The 15101-nt window shown below is 64.4% G+C and carries 16 protein-coding genes; 11 read left to right on the forward strand and 5 right to left on the reverse strand.

The features are described from left to right. Positions 1 to 235 precede the first annotated feature (235 nt). Entirely contained in the window at positions 236 to 787 is a 552-nt protein-coding gene (locus tag EJ076_RS00195) for a DUF2269 family protein (protein ID WP_126066729.1), read from the forward strand. A 36-nt stretch (positions 788 to 823) separates the two neighbouring features. Here the strand turns inward: EJ076_RS00195 and EJ076_RS00200 are convergent, their stop codons facing one another. The 3 genes from EJ076_RS00200 to EJ076_RS00210 form a co-directional block, all read right to left on the reverse strand. Continuing rightward, complete coding sequence (locus EJ076_RS00200; RefSeq protein ID WP_126066730.1) at positions 824 to 1594, reverse strand: sulfite exporter TauE/SafE family protein; 771 nt, start codon at positions 1592 to 1594, stop codon at positions 824 to 826. Between the two features lie 117 nt (positions 1595 to 1711). Further along, a complete protein-coding gene (locus EJ076_RS00205) occupies positions 1712 to 2440 on the reverse strand; it encodes a class I SAM-dependent methyltransferase (protein WP_126066731.1) in 729 nt (242 codons plus the stop codon). Positions 2441 to 2542: 102 nt separating this feature from the next. Beyond that, positions 2543 to 3022, reverse strand: a complete 480-nt coding sequence (locus EJ076_RS00210; protein WP_126066732.1) for an Lrp/AsnC family transcriptional regulator — start codon at positions 3020 to 3022, stop codon at positions 2543 to 2545. Positions 3023 to 3154: 132 nt separating this feature from the next. Here EJ076_RS00210 and EJ076_RS00215 point away from each other — a divergent pair, with 132 nt between their 5' ends. The 9 genes from EJ076_RS00215 (at position 3155) to EJ076_RS00255 (ending at position 11134) form a co-directional block, all read left to right on the forward strand. Next, the gene (locus EJ076_RS00215; protein ID WP_126066733.1) at positions 3155 to 4060 is read left to right on the forward strand and encodes a DMT family transporter; all 906 of its coding nucleotides are present in this window, start codon (positions 3155 to 3157) and stop codon (positions 4058 to 4060) included. 135 nt (positions 4061 to 4195) lie between these two features. Beyond that, positions 4196 to 4843: a thiamine phosphate synthase gene (locus tag EJ076_RS00220; RefSeq protein ID WP_126066734.1), complete on the forward strand. Its 648-nt coding sequence runs from the start codon at positions 4196 to 4198 to the stop codon at positions 4841 to 4843. A 1-nt stretch (position 4844) separates the two neighbouring features. Beyond that, a complete protein-coding gene (locus EJ076_RS00225) occupies positions 4845 to 5885 on the forward strand; it encodes a tetratricopeptide repeat protein (protein ID WP_126066735.1) in 1041 nt (346 codons plus the stop codon). A gap of 141 nt (positions 5886 to 6026) precedes the next feature. Further along, a complete protein-coding gene (efp, locus tag EJ076_RS00230) occupies positions 6027 to 6593 on the forward strand; it encodes an elongation factor P (protein ID WP_013529127.1) in 567 nt (188 codons plus the stop codon). Between the two features lie 85 nt (positions 6594 to 6678). Beyond that, on the forward strand, positions 6679 to 7479 hold the full coding sequence (locus tag EJ076_RS00235; protein WP_109664729.1) for an inositol monophosphatase family protein: 801 nt from the start codon (positions 6679 to 6681) through the stop codon (positions 7477 to 7479). Between the two features lie 116 nt (positions 7480 to 7595). Beyond that, positions 7596 to 8282 carry a hemolysin III family protein gene (locus EJ076_RS00240; RefSeq protein WP_164548518.1) on the forward strand — a complete coding sequence of 229 codons (687 nt, stop codon included), beginning with the start codon at positions 7596 to 7598 and terminating at the stop codon, positions 8280 to 8282. Positions 8283 to 8390: 108 nt separating this feature from the next. Next, the gene (locus EJ076_RS00245; RefSeq protein WP_126066737.1) at positions 8391 to 9416 is read left to right on the forward strand and encodes a MotA/TolQ/ExbB proton channel family protein; all 1026 of its coding nucleotides are present in this window, start codon (positions 8391 to 8393) and stop codon (positions 9414 to 9416) included. Position 9417: 1 nt separating this feature from the next. Then, a complete protein-coding gene (locus tag EJ076_RS00250; protein WP_109664719.1) occupies positions 9418 to 10449 on the forward strand; it encodes a peptidoglycan -binding protein in 1032 nt (343 codons plus the stop codon). A gap of 250 nt (positions 10450 to 10699) precedes the next feature. Further along, the gene (locus EJ076_RS00255) at positions 10700 to 11134 is read left to right on the forward strand and encodes a hypothetical protein (RefSeq protein ID WP_126066738.1); all 435 of its coding nucleotides are present in this window, start codon (positions 10700 to 10702) and stop codon (positions 11132 to 11134) included. Between the two features lie 76 nt (positions 11135 to 11210). Here EJ076_RS00255 and EJ076_RS00260 read toward each other — a convergent pair whose 3' ends face one another. Further along, entirely contained in the window at positions 11211 to 11564 is a 354-nt protein-coding gene (locus EJ076_RS00260; RefSeq protein ID WP_109664711.1) for a DUF1304 domain-containing protein, read from the reverse strand. A 141-nt stretch (positions 11565 to 11705) separates the two neighbouring features. Between EJ076_RS00260 and EJ076_RS00265 the strand changes: the two genes are divergently transcribed. After that, on the forward strand, positions 11706 to 13193 hold the full coding sequence (locus tag EJ076_RS00265; protein ID WP_126066739.1) for a carboxypeptidase M32: 1488 nt from the start codon (positions 11706 to 11708) through the stop codon (positions 13191 to 13193). A gap of 31 nt (positions 13194 to 13224) precedes the next feature. On the opposite strand, the gene EJ076_RS00270 is transcribed toward EJ076_RS00265, so the two are convergent. Next, positions 13225 to 15024 carry an ABC transporter transmembrane domain-containing protein gene (locus EJ076_RS00270; protein WP_126066740.1) on the reverse strand — a complete coding sequence of 600 codons (1800 nt, stop codon included), beginning with the start codon at positions 15022 to 15024 and terminating at the stop codon, positions 13225 to 13227. Positions 15025 to 15101: the final 77 nt, after the last annotated feature.

Below are 15101 nucleotides of genomic sequence, written 5' to 3' on the forward strand. Positions count from 1 at the left end.
TAGCATCGGCGATGTTTCCGGACGATGTCGCGCCAACCCCCTCCCGACGATTCGTATATTAGCAGGAAATCAGATAGCGCGTTCACTATCTCAGCCGCTTCTTCATTGCGCTGAAACAGAGCCGGACTTTTCGCGACATCGTTCCGAAACAGGCGCCGCGCTAAACGCCCGCTCCTCTGACGGCGGCGCCATCCGCGCTGCCGCAAACCTGACCGGAACACTGCAGGAGCAACCCATGGACTGGTACTCGATCGTCAAATTCCTTCACGTCACCACGGCCATTCTGTGGGTCGGCGGCGGCTTCGTGCTGTTCCTTCTCGGCATGCTTGCCGAACGGGCGGGCAACATCGAGGAAAAACTGCAGGCGATGCGCGCCAGCGGCCAGTTGGGCGGCAGGTTTTTTGCGCCGATGTCGATGCTGACGCTGATCTTCGGCCTCATCATGTGCTGGTTCTGGGTTGGCTTCTCCGATCTGTGGATCCTGATCGGCCTGGCTGGCTACGCCACGACCTTTTCGATCGGCATGCTCATCTTCAAGCCGACCGGCGAGCGCATGGGCGCGATGATTGCCAAGGAAGGCGTCACACCAGCTGTTCTAGCCATCGGTCAGCGCATGATGAGCGCGGCACGCTTCGACTATGCGGTGATGCTGGTGATCATTGCCGACATGGTGCTCAAGCCGACCGTGCATGACATCGGCATCCTCGCCGGCATGGTGCTGGTTGTCTTGGTAGGCGCCACACTGGCCTTTGGCGGCAACCGTCGTCTGATGCCGAGCGCTGCCTGACCCCTGGCGGTGAGGGAAGGCTGCGCGGCGGCCTTTCTACATCAGGCCGGCGATGCCATCCCACAGCAGCTTCAGCGCCACGACCGCGACGGTTGCGTAGGTGAAGGGATAGAAGGTTTCCGGCCGCATCCGGCGCACCAGCCACGCCCCGGCGATGGTCGACAGCGGCGCCAGCGGCATCAGCACGGCCGACGCCGTCAGATTGGCGGTGTCGAACTGGCCGAGCGCGAAATAGGGCACCAGCTTCAGCGCATTGGTGGCGGCAAAGAAGATCGCGGCGGTGCCCGACAGAACCTTCGGATCGAGCCGGATCGGCAAGGCATAGACCTGGAAGGGCGGCCCGCCGACATGGGCGACGAAGCTGGTGAAGCCGGCGACCGTGCCCCAGACGGCGGCGGCCACGCGGTTGGGCGCGGCCGCGTGATCGGCGCCGTGGCGGAACTGCAGATAGAGCCAGCGCAGGACGAAAATGATGGCGACGGCGCCGACGATGAGCCGCACCGCCTCTTCGGTTACCAGTGCCGCCGTCAGCCAGCCGAGACCGATGCCGATGACGGCGCCCGGCATCATGTCGACCAGCATCTTGCGGTCGTAAACACCCCACCATGTCCACACCGAGACGATGTCCATCAGGCACAGGATCGGCAACAGGATGGCCGCCGCCTGCACCGGCGGCATGGTCAGCGCCATCAGCGGCACGCCGACGAAGCCGACAGCGCCGCCGAACCCGCCCTTGGACAGGCCGACCAGAATGACCGCCGGAATGGCAGCCGCGTAGAACCACGGATCGAGAAGCAGGCCTGACATGGGAGGGGACTGGTCCGGAGGGAAAGCGTGTCGACGCTTGAATAACCCAGAAAGCCGGGCGGAGCGACAGCAAATGTGAGCGTGGCGGCCGCGCATCCGGCCGACGCCGACCAGTGCCTATCGGCGGGCCGAGACCAGCAGGAACATCGGCCGCTCGAGCTCTTCCGCCAGTTCCGGCTTGGCCGCGATCTGCTCGGCAGTCGGGCAGAATTCCTCGACATGGTCGATGGTGAAGCCGGCTTGGATCAGAGCGTTGAGCGTGGTGCCGATCGTGCGGTGATGTTTCACCACGCCCTTGGCCAGCCAGTCGGTGCTGCGCGGCCCCTCAACCAGATACTGGTCGACGGGCCATGTCTTTCTTCCCGCGACGTCGATCGACCAGCCGGGTTTGGTCGGCGCCATGAAGATCGGATGCTCGGTCGAGAAAACGAGATGCCCGCCGGGCGACAGGGCCTGATGCACGGTCTCGAACAGACGCAGCACATCCTCGACATAGTGCAAGGCGAGCGAGCTGTAGACGAGATCGAAACTGGCTTGCGGCAGGCTGAGCCGATCGAGATCGGCCGTCTCATAGCGTATGCCAGCATCCGGGCCGGCGGCCCTTGCCCGGGCAAGCATTTTCTCCGACAGATCCAGGCCAAGCACCCGCGCCGCCCCATGCTCGTAGGCCCAGCGGCAGAACCAGCCGAAACCGCAGCCGAGATCGACGACCCTCAAGCCGCTGACATCGGGCAGCATCGCGTGCAGCGCCGGCCACTCGGCGGCACCATCCAGGCCTTCCACGGAGCGGCCGAGCTGACTGTAGCCTGCGAAGAAATCCTCGCGGTCGTATATGTTCTGCGCCATTATCGTCTCAGCCTCGTTTGGACCGACACCCTAACCAACCGGCCGCCGGCTTTCCACCCGCTGCGACCAGCCCTCTGAAAACCAGGGCGTGGCCGGTTCGGCTCAGATTGCCTGCAAGGCTTTTGCCCTGTCGCGCGGCGAGCCTGCATCGAGCGGCGGCGGCCGCCGCCGGATCGGCTGTGCCTTGATGATGGCGGTGCTTGTCTCGGCCTTGTCGGCGATACGGTCGAGAATCCCGTCGAGGTCGCCGATCGAACGCACGAACAGGCGGGCGACGAAGCAGTCATCGCCCGTCACCTTGTCGCATTCTCCGAATTCGGGGATGTCCTCGATCAGCTTCTGGACGATGTGCAGCTTGCCGGGCAGAGGCCGGATGCGCACGATGGCCTGCAAGGTATAACCAAGCGCCAGCGGGTCGATGTCGACAGTGAACGCCCGGATGACGCCGCGCTCCTCGAGCCGTCGCAGCCGCTCCGAAACGCTTGGCGACGACAGCCCGACTTGGGCGGCCAGCTCCTTCAGCGAGGTCCGTGCATCCTTGACCAGAATTTCGAGGAGATTTCGGTCGAGATCGTCCAGCACTTTACATTTCCTGCTGATTTGGAGCCGTAGCCTAATATAATTAGGCCATTTACCCATACCTCCTTTCTCATCCGATGGAAAGCCACGTAGCCGCATGAGATTATAGCGGTCGAACGGATACGGAGGTTTGTTGTGAACGAAACAGTACGTGGCACGGTCGAAATGTCCGCCGCAATGTTGATCCTGGGAACGATCGGATGGTTCGTCGTCCTGTCCGGCCAGCCGATCATGGATGTGGTGTTCTGGCGTTGCGCTTTCGGCGCGCTGACGCTGCTCATCATCTGCGCCGCCCTCGGGTTGCTGCGTAACAGACTGTCGCTGCGCATCATCGGCATCGCCGCGCTCGGCGGCGTCGCCATCGTCGTCAACTGGCTTTTGCTGTTTAGCGCATTCTCGCGCGCGTCAATCTCGATCGCCACCGCTGTCTACAACACGCAACCCTTCATGCTGGTGGGCTTCGGCGCGCTCTTCTTCGCCGAGCGGCTGACCCTGACAAAGCTGACCTGGCTGGCCATCGCCTTCGCCGGCATGGTGCTGATCGTGCAGTCGGGCCCCGATGCCGGTGATGTCGGCACGGATTATTTTACCGGCATCGTCATGGCGTTGGGCGCGGCTTTCTTCTGGGCCGTCGCCGCCATCGTCACCAAGAAGCTCAAGGGCACGCCGCCCCACCTCATCGCGCTGATCCAGGTCTGCGTCGGCGTCGTCATGCTGGCGCCCTTCGCCAATCTTTCACAGCTTCCGGCCGATGCCTGGAGTTGGGCCATGCTGGCGACGCTCGGCATCGTCCACACCGGCTTGATGTATATATTGATGTACGGCGCCATCCAGAAGTTGCCGACGCATCTGCAGGGGTCGTTGTCCTTCATCTACCCGGTGGTTGCGATTCTGGTCGATGTCTTAGCCTTCGGTCATCGGCTGCATCTGAGCCAGATCGTCGGCGCCACCGCCATCCTGATCGCCGCAGCCGGCATGAATCTCGGCTGGACGCTGTGGAAGGGCAAACCACCCATCGCGAGCCCGCATCCGATCAAGTGAAGCGCCCCCGCCGGCTGCCCGGCGGGTCAAACATCGCGATCCCGGCTGCCCGCCTGTTCAAGGCGGGCACTTTGCTCTATGCCGCAATCCAACCATCTTCGCCCGGCATAGGCGAAACGCGGGACCCGAAGAACCATGAATGACGCAACGCCCCCCAACCGCTGTCGCATCGTACTGATCGCGCCGCCAGGCGTGCCGGCGGCCCGTATCACTGCAGCATTCGAAGGCGGCGATGTCGCTTCGCTGATCCTGCCCGAGAACGGCATGGATGAGGCCTCCTTCCAGGCTTTCGCCGAACAGATCGTGCCGGCAGCGCAGGCCGCGGGCGTGGCTGTCATCATCGCCGGCGACACCCGCATAGCCGGCCGCGTCCAGGCCGACGGCATCCATGTCGAAGTCTCCAAGGCTGAACTCGCCGAGACGATCGAGCATTTCCAGGCAAAGATGATGGTCGGCACCGGCGGCGCCAAGACGCGTGATGACGCGCTCGAGCTTGGCGAGACACGGCCCGACTACATCTTCTTTGGCCGCTTCGGCTACGACAACAAGCCCGAACCGCATCCGCGCAACCTGTCGCTCGGCAGATGGTGGGCCGACATGATCCAGATCCCGTGCATCGTCATGGCCGGATCCGACATCGCCTCGGTGGAAGCAGTGGGCGCCACAGGTGCTGAATTCGTGGCGCTGTCGAGCGCCGTGTTTGCCGACGGCACCAATCCCAAGACAGCGGTCACCACCGCCAACGCGCTGCTCGACGAGACCGCGCCGCGCTTCGAGGACTGACGTGCTCTCGGCGAGGCTTCCCCTCCAGGTTCTGCTTGCGGTGTTCATGGTTCAGGCGGCGGCCGCGGAGACCATCCCGCTGCCGCAGCCCAAGCCGGAACTCGGCGTCCACACCGACAAGCCGATCGACAAGCCACTGCCGCAACCCGCCACCACGGCCGAGCCCGCGCCGCTGCCGTCGGCCGACACCGTCAACCCCGACCGCTTCGGCGCCAAGCCGGCGGACGCCGCCTATGGCGCCTTCCAGCGCGGTCTCTACAAGACGGCCTACAATCTCGCGCTGGTCCGGGCGCAAAACGGCGACCCGGCGGCGCAGACGCTGGTGGCCGAGATCCTGTCGCGGGGGCTCGGTGTGCCGCTCAATTCGGCGGAAGCGGCGAAATGGTACGCGCTGGCCGCCGAACAGGGCGTGCCGGAATCGCAGTTCCAATATGCGCTGATGCTGCTCGACGGCCGCTACGTCAAGAAGGACGAAAAGGGGGCCTATGCCTTGATGCAGGCCGCCGCCGAAGCCGGCAACCGGCTGGCGCAGTTCAATTTCGCGCAGATGCTGGTCCAGCAGGACCCCGGTGACGCCGGCATAGCCAAGGCGGTCTCCTATTATGAGCGCGCCGCCGCGACCGGGCTCGCCGACGCGCAATATGCGATGTCGCAGATCTACGCCAATGGCGTCGGCGGCAAGCCGCGTGACGATGTGCAGGCAAGGCGCCTGCTGGCGCAGGCAGCAAGGCAGAATTACGACACCGCACAGATCGATCTCGCCGCCTGGATGATCGAAGGCCGTGGCGGTGCGCGCGACCTGAAATCCGCCTTCGGCTGGATGAAGCAGGCGGCGGAGGGCGGCAATGTCGCCGCCCAGAACCGCCTCGCAAAACTCTATATGCAGGGCATCGGCACCGATCCGGATCTGGTCCTCGCCGGCGCCTGGTACATCGTCGCCCGCCGCGCCGGCCTCATCGATCCACAGATGGACGACTTCCTGCAGGGGCTGAGCGACGACGAAACCAAGCAGGCCCTGCAGAAGGCAAACCGCCTGCCGTAACGGCCTCTCCGGTTCAGCGCCGACTTGGCGCTCCCTTGCCTCTTCTGACGATTTGTGGTCTTGGGAGCCCGAAATCGCTTTACCAGCGAACACCCCGTACCAACGGCCAGACCGTTGGTATCCATTCCGGATCACCTCATCATGGCCAAGATCAATGGCAACGAAATCCGTCCCGGCTATGTCATCGAGCATGATGGCGGCCTTTGGGTGGCGGTCAGGACCAACACCGTCAAGCCCGGCAAGGGCGGCGCCTACAATCAGGTCGAACTGAAGAACCTCATCAACGGCACCAAGCTCAACGAGCGCTTCCGCTCGGCCGAGACGGTCGAACAGATCCGGCTCGACCTGAAGGACTTTTCCTTCCTCTATGCGCAGGAAGACGCGCTGGTGTTCATGGACACCCAGAGCTACGAGCAGCTCGAATTGAACAAGGACTTCGTCGGCGATCGTGCTGCGTTCCTGCAGGACGGCATGATGGTGACGGTCCAGCTCTACGAAGAGAGGCCGATCGGCATTTCACTGCCCGACTATGTGACGCTGACCATCACCGAGGCGGACCCGGTGGTGAAGGGCCAGACGGCGGCTTCGTCCTACAAGCCGGCGATCCTGGAAAACGGCATCCGCGTGCTGGTGCCGCCATTCATCGGCGCCGGCGAGCGCATCATCGTCGACACCAACGAAATCACTTACGTGCGCCGCGCGGACTGATGCATGTCGCCCAAAAGTGGCCCCGGTTTTGGGTCACCGACATGCATCAAGCCAGAGCTTAAGTGCAGCACCAGGAAGAACCACTATGGCACGCTCAGCCCTTCTCAACGTCATGGTCCAGGCCGCAATGAAAGCCGGCCGCTCGCTGTCGCGCGACTTCGGCGAGGTGCAGAACCTGCAGGTCTCGATGAAGGGCCCTGGCGACTATGTCAGCCAGGCCGACCGCAAGGCCGAAGACATCGTCTTTGCCGAGCTGTCCAAGGCACGGCCGGGCTACGCCTTCCTGATGGAAGAGCGCGGCGCGGTCGAAGGTGACGACGGCCAGCATCGCTGGATCGTCGACCCGCTCGATGGCACCACCAATTTCCTGCACGGCATTCCGCTGTTTGCAGTCTCGATCGCGCTGGAGCGCCAGGGCCAGATCGTCGCCGGCGTCATCTACAACCCGGCCATGGACGAGCTCTACACCTGCGAACGCGGCGGCGGCGCCTTCATGAACGACCGCCGCTTGCGCGTCGCCGGCCGCATCAAGCTGGTCGACACGGTGATCGGCTGCGGCATGCCGCATCTCGGACGCGGCCACCACGGCAATTTCCTCGTCGAGCTGCGCAATGTCATGGCCGAGGTTTCCGGCGTCCGCCGCCTCGGCTCCGCCTCGCTCGATCTCGCCTATGTCGCCGCCGGCCGCATGGATGGCTTCTGGGAAACCGGCCTGTCGGCCTGGGACATCGCCGCCGGGCTGCTTTTGATCCGCGAAGCGGGCGGCTTCGTCTCCGACATGGATGGCGGCCAGGACATGCTCGACAACGGCTCGGTTGTCGCCGGCAACGAGGTCATTCAACGCGCGCTGCTGAAGGCCGTAAAGAAGCCGCTCCCCTCTCGTTGACAGGCAAGCCACGCTGACCGCCGCGCTGATGCGCCGCAGTCGCAAAACCGCAACGGAAGCTTGAAATACTGCCCGGCGAGCGCCCAAATTGAGTGCGCGGCGCAGGAAACCCGGCAGTGAACGACATCAAGCCCACCCCCGACATCCCGTTCATCGGACGCTGGCACTATTCGCGCGCCGAGATGATCGCCGATGGCATCGTCCACGCGGTCGGCATCGTGCTGGCGATCTCGGCCGGTTCCGCACTGCTGGCGCTGGCGGCCTTTCGTGTCGGACCGGGCGAATACATCGCCGCCGCCTTCTACGTGGTTTCGCTGCTCACCGTGCTGTCGGTGTCGATGACCTACAATCTGTGGCCGGTATCGTCGCCGGCGAAGTGGATCTTGCGGCGTTTCGACCACGCCGCGATCTACCTGCTGATCGCCGCGACCTACACGCCTTTCCTGGCCCAGCTCGAAGGCTCGCCGCTGGCGCGCTGGATGATCGCCCTCGTCTGGACCGCGGCAGCACTTGGCATCGCCATCAAGGTGTTTTTCCCTGGCCGTTTCGACCGGCTGGCCATCGTGTTCTATCTCGCCATCGGCTGGAGCGGCATCATCCTGGTCAAGCCGCTTGTCCAGACGCTGCCGACGACATCGATCGCGCTCATCGTCGCCGGCGGCATCGTCTATTCCGGCGGTGTCATCTTCTTCGCCTGGAAGGGGCTGCGCTTCCACAATGCGCTGTGGCACGGCTTTGTCGTCACCGGCGCAGGCCTGCATCTGGCCGCCATGGTCGACTGTCTGGTCATCAATCGCCTCTGACACAGACTATCGACGCGGCAATATTGCCAAGCGCCATTCAATTTGGTCACAATTCCGTTTAGAGTCGCGGTCTACGTGATCGGCGGCGGCATCGGAAACGGGGCACGGATGGCTTTTCTCAGATCCTTCGGCATGGGCAGACGTTCTGATGTCCTGATCTACGATCCGCACAAACTGTCGAGCCCGCAGGTCTTTCTGCTGACCATGGTGATCTTCCTGGTCATCGTCGCCTTCATCGCCGCCATCCTGACCCGCCAGATCTCGACTGCCTTTGGCAGCAATCCCGGCCTCAACGGCCTGATCGTCGGCGTCCTGGTGGTCGGCATCTTGCTGGCCTTCGCCCAGGTCGGGCGGCTGTTTCGCGAAGTGCGCTGGGTCAACTCCTTCCGTGCCGGGTCGGAGACCACCGAACCGGTGCTGCTGGCGCCGATGAAGGCGATGATCGGCCGCTCCTCGGCGACGGCCTTCTCGACCAGTTCGATGCGCACCATGCTCGATTCCATTGCCACCCGCCTCGACGAAAGCCGCGACACCTCGCGTTATCTCGTCGGCCTGCTGGTGTTTCTCGGCCTGCTCGGCACCTTCTGGGGCCTGTTGAACACCATCGGCTCGATCCGCGAGACCATCGAATCGCTCGATCCCGGCACGGGTGACGCCGCCGCGGTGCTCGATTCGCTGAAGCAGGGGCTTTCGGCGCCGCTCGCCGGCATGGGCACGGCCTTCTCGTCCTCGCTGTTCGGCCTGTCCGGCTCGCTGGTGCTCGGCTTTCTCGACCTGCAGGCCGGCCGCGCCCAGACGCGCTTCTACACCGAGCTTGAGAACTGGCTGTCCTCGGTCACCGATCTCTCGTCCGACATCGTCGTTGCCGATCCGGCCAAGACCGAGCCTTCCGACGAGATTCGCCTACTGTCGGAACGGCTGCGCAGCATGCAGGAGAATGGCGGCGGCTCCAATCCGCGCGTCGCCACAGCCATGGCCAATCTCGCCGACGGCATTTCCGGCCTGGTCAAGAACATGCGCTCGGAACAGCAGATCATGCGCGACTGGGTCGAGGCCCAGTCCGACGAGCAGAAGGCGATGCGCAACACGCTGGAGAAGATCGCCGACGCCCTGAAGAAGCCCGGGGTCCACTAGCATGGCACTCGCCAGGGGCCGGCGCACCGATCGCCGCATCGACTACTGGCCGGGTTTCGTTGACGCGCTGTCGACGCTGCTTTTGGCGATCATGTTCCTGCTCACGGTCTTCGTGCTGGCGCAGTTCCTGCTGGGACGCGAAATCTCCGGCAAGGATACGGCGCTCTCGCGCCTCAACTCGCAGATCAACGAGCTGACCCAGCTTCTGGCGCTGGAGCGCTCGACGGCGCAGGACAAGGATGATTCGCTGGCCAATCTGCAGGCATCGCTGTCGGCGGCGGAAGCGGAGAAGAGCCGGCTGGAACAATTGCTGGCGCAAGGTGCTGGCGCCGGCGACGCCGCCAACCAGCGCGCCGCGGCGCTCGGCGGCGAACTCGACAGCCAGCGCCAGATCAGTCAGCAGGCGCTGAGCCAGGTCGAGATCCTCAACCAGCAGATCGCGGCACTGCGCAAGCAGATCGGCGCGCTTGAGGATGCGCTCAACGTCTCCGAAACCCGTGACCGCGATTCCAACACCAAGATCGCCGATCTCGGCCGCCGCCTGAACGTCGCACTTGCGCAGCGCGTCCAGGAATTGAACCGCTACCGCTCCGACTTCTTCGGCCGCTTGCGCGAAATCCTCGCCGACCGCGAAAACATCCGCATCGTCGGCGACCGCTTCGTCTTCCAGTCGGAAGTGCTGTTCCCGACCGGCTCCGAGGTGATCAACGATGCCGGCAAGGTCGAGATGAAGAAACTCGCCGACGCCATCATCGAGCTGCAGAAGGAAATCCCGCCCGAGATCAACTGGGTGCTGCGCGTCGACGGCCATACCGACAACAAGCCGCTCTCCGGCACCGGCCGCTACCGCGACAACTGGGAGCTGTCGACGGCGCGCTCGACCTCGGTGGTGAAATTCCTGATCGAGAACGGCGTACCGGCCAACCGCCTGGTCGCCGCCGGTTTCGGCGAGTTCCAGCCGCTCGATCCCGCCGACACCGAAGAGGCACGCAACAAGAACCGCCGTATTGAACTGAAGCTCACCGAACGTTGATCCATCATCGCGCGAACTCACGCGAATTTGTTCGTCGGCTCAACTCTAGGGCGCAGATCAAGGCCGGCAAGGCCTGAAAACATTATCTTTTTTTAATTACACATTGTCGCAGGGCGGTCCTAGCTTCCCGCCTGGGCCGAGAACCGCCGGCGATGAATCCCCCCTCGTCGCGACACGACGGAACCCGACGGCCCACGGCCGGAAGGCAGGCGGAACGACCGCTGCCTTCCTCTACAAGAGGAGACGCGTGATGCGCTCTTTCACTCCCAAGACCTCGCTCAGAACTGCAACGCTCACGGCGTTCCTCATCGCCGTTCCGCTTGCCGGCGCCTATGCCGCGGGCCATCACAAGGGCGCTCTCGACGCGAGCGATCCGACCGATTTTACCGGCCCGCGCGTCGAAGGTCTCATCCAACAGGTTGAAGGCGTCCGTCAGGGCATCCTGGACGCGAGGCAGGCCAACAACATTACGCCGGCCGTGGCGGAGCGCCTGGAAATGCGTACCGTCCGCATCAGCCAGGCGGCCGAGAAGATAGCGGCGTCCGATCACGGCAGGATACCGGCCGCGCAATACCATGACCTGCTGCGCCGTCTCGACAATGTCGACCAGCGGCTGAGGCTCGATACCGGCAGCGGTTTCCTCATGGGCGATGGCGCCGACGGCGGAAGCTACCCGAACGGCTGAGGCCATAGCGGCTGAAACGGTCCAAGAGGAAGGGACCACCTGACGCCTTCGGGAGCCAATCCCGCGGGCGTCCTTTTTACCAGCCCAGCCAGACCGCGATCAGGGCAATCACCGCCGGCACGGTCTGGATGAACAGGATCTTGCGGCCAACCGTGGCCGCGCCATAGAGGCCGGCAACAGCCACACACAGCAGGAAAAACGCCTTGACCTGAAAACCGGCCGCACCGAGGTAAAGTCCCCAGATGAGGCCGGCGGCAAGGAAACCGTTGTAGAGCCCCTGATTGGCGGCCAGCACCTTCGAGGCGCTGGCGAATTCGGGGGTCAGATTAAAAGCCTTGTGCCCACGCGGCGTGTCCCACAGCACCATCTCCAGATAGACGATGTAGACATGGATCAAGGCCACCAGCCCGACCAGGATGTTGCCGACCATGTTGTTCCCCCTTCATTGGCCGCCGGCAGCATTTCATACGCGGCGTCGTCCGCGCAAGGTGCATTTGCCGGACGTGCCTGAGGGTTGCAAACGCCTTTGCGTTGGTATCTTTTCGCGCCGTCCCCAATCACGGAAGCCGCCATGTCCTTTCAGAAACTCGATGACCTCGGCCACAAGCTCGAAGCGCTTGAGCATGCGCTGGCTATCCTCGGCGCCGACGAGGCCACCCACATGGCCGTCGGCGGTGGCGAGAAGCGTGCCGAGGCGATGTCGGCACTGGCCGGCATGTATCACACCAGGGCAACAGCGCCGGAGATAGCGGACTGGATAGCCGCGGCCGAACAGGAAGCGTTGGGTGAAGAGCAGCGCGCCGCCGTCTCGGAACTGCGGCGGCAATACACCAACCTGACCTGCCTGCCGGTCGAATTCGTCGAACGCCAGACAACCGCGCGCATGCGTTGCGAGCAGCTGTGGCGCGACCTGCGCGCCAAGAACGACTGGGCTGGCTTCCAGCCGGCGCTGGAGGGCGTGGTGGCGCTGGTGCGCGAGGAGGCGGCGCTGCGTGCCGACGTGCTCGGCCTTGCCCCCTATGACGCGCTGATGGAGCAATACGATCCCGGCAACCGCACCGCCGACATCACGCCAGTGTTCACCGACCTGAAGGCCTTCCTGAAAAGCTTTGTGCCGGAGGCGCTGGCGATCCAGGAAGCACGGCTGCGCAAGCGCCCGCTGAAGCCGCTCTCAGGCACCTATGCGATCGACCGGCAGCGCGAGCTTGGCCTTGCCATGATGGCGGCGGTCGGCTTCGACCTGACGCACGGATCGCTGTCGGTGTCGCACCATCCTTTCTGCGGCGGCGTGCCGAGCGACGTGCGCATCACCACCCGATACAAGACGTCTGATTTCCTGTCGGCGCTGATGGGCGTGCTGCACGAGACCGGCCATGCGCTCTACGAACAGAACCTGCCCAAAGCATGGTCGCACTGGCCGCTCGGCAAGGCGCGCGGCATGGCCGTGCATGAAAGCCAGAGCCTGTTCGTCGAAAAGCAACTCGGCCGCAATCCGGCCTTCTGGCGCTGGGCGCTGCCGGTGGTCGAAAAGCATCTCGGCGAAGCCTGGTCGCTCGACGACATCCTGCCGCATGTGCATCGCGTCGAGCGCGGCCTGATCCGCGTCGATGCCGACGAGGTGACCTATCCCCTGCATGTCATCCTGCGCTACGAACTGGAGCAGGAGCTCGTCGCGGGCAGGCTTGAAGTGGCCGACCTGCCCGAAGCCTGGGACGCCAAGATGCGCGACTATCTCGGCCTCTCCACCATCGACAACCCTGCCGACGGGCCGATGCAGGACGTGCATTGGCCAGGCGCCGCCTTCGGCTATTTCCCGTCCTACACGCTGGGCGCGATGATGGCGGCGCAGCAATGGGCGGCGCTGACGAGGGAACATCCTGCCGCCGATGAGGATCTCGCCAAGGGCAATTTCGAGGCGATCAACGACTGGCGCCGCCAAAAGATCTGGTCGCAGGCGTCACGCTGGTCGACGCCGGACCTGCTCGAACGCGCCACCGGCGAAAAGCTCAATGCCGCGTATTTCGTGAACCATCTGAAGCAGCGATACGGAGGCTCATAGCGGCGGTCGGTGCAGCGGCAGATGTTTCTGACTACTCTGCCGCGCCCCTGAAGGCGCTGGCGCCGGTTTCGAACTGCAGCTTGGCCAGCCGCGCATAAATGCCGCCCTTGGCGACTAGGCTCTGATGCGTGCCTTCCTCGACGATCGAGCCGCCATCCATGACCAGGATCCTGTCGGCCTTCAGCACCGTTGCCAGGCGGTGGGCGATGACGATGGTGGTGCGGCCCTGCATCAGGCGTTCCAGCGCCATCTGCACCAGCGTCTCGCTTTCGGCGTCGAGCGCCGAGGTGGCCTCGTCGAGCAGCAGGATCGGCGCGTCGCGCAGGATGGCGCGGGCGATCGCCACCCGCTGGCGCTGCCCGCCTGACAGCGTCACGCCGCGCTCGCCGACCTGGCTGTCGTAGCCCTTTTCGAGCTTGAGGATGAATTCGTCGGCAAGTGCATCCTTCGCCGCCGTCTCGATCTCGGCCTTGCTGGCTCCTGGCCGGCCGAAACCGATATTGTCACGCGCGCTTGCCGCAAAGACGGTGACGTCCTGCGGCACGATGGCGATGCGCTGGCGGACGGAAACGGGGTCGGCCTCGCGCACGTCGACGCCATCGATCAGGATCTTGCCTGTTTCGGGATCGTAGAAACGCAGGATCAGCGAAAAGACCGTGCTCTTGCCGGCCCCTGACGGGCCGACGATCGCCACCGTCTCGCCGGGCATGACCTGAAAGCTCAAGCCGTGCACGGCAGCGCGGTCGGGCCTTGCCGGGTAGGAGAAGGAGACATTGTCGAAGACGATCGCACCCTTGGCGACCGCAGGCAGCGGCTTCGGATCGGCCGGAGCCTGGATCGCCGGCTTCTCTGCCAGGATCTCGGTCAGCCGTTCGGCAGCGCCCGCCGCCTGTGCAAGCTCGCCCCAGACTTCCGACAGGGCGCCCAGCGCGCCGGCGGCAAACACCGAATAGAGCAGGAACTGACCGAGCGTGCCCGGCGATATCGAGCCTTCGAGCACGTCGCGCGAGCCGAACCACAGCACCGCCACAACGGACGAGAAGATGGTGAAAATGGCGAAGAAGGTGAGGAAGGAGCGCGCGAAGATCGAGCCGCGTGCCGCCTCGAAAGCGGCTTCCACCGCGGCCGAGAAATGCCCGGTTACCAGCTTCTCATTGGTGAAGGCCTGCAGCGTGCGCACAGCGCCGATCTGCTCGCTGGCATAGGCGGTGGCATCGGCAAGCGTATCCTGCGCCTGCCGCGACTTGCGCCGCACCGAGCGGCCGAAGGCGACCAGCGGCAGCACGATGACGGGAATGGCCGCAATGACCAGGCCGGACAGTTTCGGGCTGGTGACGACCATCATCGCCAGCGCGCCGAGGCCGAGGATGACATTGCGCAGCGCCACCGAGGCCGTCGCTCCGACCGCCGACTTGACCTGCGTCGTGTCGGCGGCGAGCCGCGACACGATCTCTCCCGACTGGGCGGTGTCGAAGAAGGAAGGCGACAGCGTCGTGACATGGGCAAAGACATCTCGGCGGATGTCGGCGACGACGCGCTCGCCGAGCGTGATGACGAAATAGTAGCGGCTGGCCGATGCACCCGCCAGCACGGCGGCCATCGCCACCAATGCGGCGAAATATTCGGCGATGAAGATGGTGTTGGCCGGCGAGAAACCATGATCGATCATACGCCGTACGGCCAGCGGCAGCGCCAGCGTCGTTGCCGCGGCGATGACCAGCGAGATCACGGCGCCGACGACCAGCGTGCGATAACGCGTGATGTACGGGAACAGGCGCCTGAGCGGCTTGAGCGAACGCCGACGCTCGTCTGCGCTGATGAATTGCGCCATCCCAGTGTTTCCTCTGGCCGCCCTTGGGCTATGCGCCGCAATATGCGCTTGCCGCGGCCTTGTGATTCAATTCCGGC

Source organism: Mesorhizobium sp. M7D.F.Ca.US.005.01.1.1 (genome assembly GCF_003952545.1).
Classification (GTDB): domain Bacteria; phylum Pseudomonadota; class Alphaproteobacteria; order Rhizobiales; family Rhizobiaceae; genus Mesorhizobium; species Mesorhizobium loti.

Coding starts and splice junctions, on each gene's coding strand:
- EJ076_RS00245 (WP_126066737.1), top strand. CDS start 8,391: ATGGCTTTTCTCAGATCCTTCGGCATGGGCAGACGTTCTGATGTCCTG.
- EJ076_RS00260 (WP_109664711.1), bottom strand. CDS start 11,564: ATGGTCGGCAACATCCTGGTCGGGCTGGTGGCCTTGATCCATGTCTAC.
- EJ076_RS00250 (WP_109664719.1), top strand. CDS start 9,418: ATGGCACTCGCCAGGGGCCGGCGCACCGATCGCCGCATCGACTACTGG.
- EJ076_RS00270 (WP_126066740.1), bottom strand. CDS start 15,024: ATGGCGCAATTCATCAGCGCAGACGAGCGTCGGCGTTCGCTCAAGCCG.
- EJ076_RS00200 (WP_126066730.1), bottom strand. CDS start 1,594: ATGTCAGGCCTGCTTCTCGATCCGTGGTTCTACGCGGCTGCCATTCCG.
- EJ076_RS00195 (WP_126066729.1), top strand. CDS start 236: ATGGACTGGTACTCGATCGTCAAATTCCTTCACGTCACCACGGCCATT.
- efp (WP_013529127.1), top strand. CDS start 6,027: ATGGCCAAGATCAATGGCAACGAAATCCGTCCCGGCTATGTCATCGAG.
- EJ076_RS00255 (WP_126066738.1), top strand. CDS start 10,700: ATGCGCTCTTTCACTCCCAAGACCTCGCTCAGAACTGCAACGCTCACG.
- EJ076_RS00235 (WP_109664729.1), top strand. CDS start 6,679: ATGGCACGCTCAGCCCTTCTCAACGTCATGGTCCAGGCCGCAATGAAA.
- EJ076_RS00205 (WP_126066731.1), bottom strand. CDS start 2,440: ATGGCGCAGAACATATACGACCGCGAGGATTTCTTCGCAGGCTACAGT.
- EJ076_RS00220 (WP_126066734.1), top strand. CDS start 4,196: ATGAATGACGCAACGCCCCCCAACCGCTGTCGCATCGTACTGATCGCG.
- EJ076_RS00265 (WP_126066739.1), top strand. CDS start 11,706: ATGTCCTTTCAGAAACTCGATGACCTCGGCCACAAGCTCGAAGCGCTT.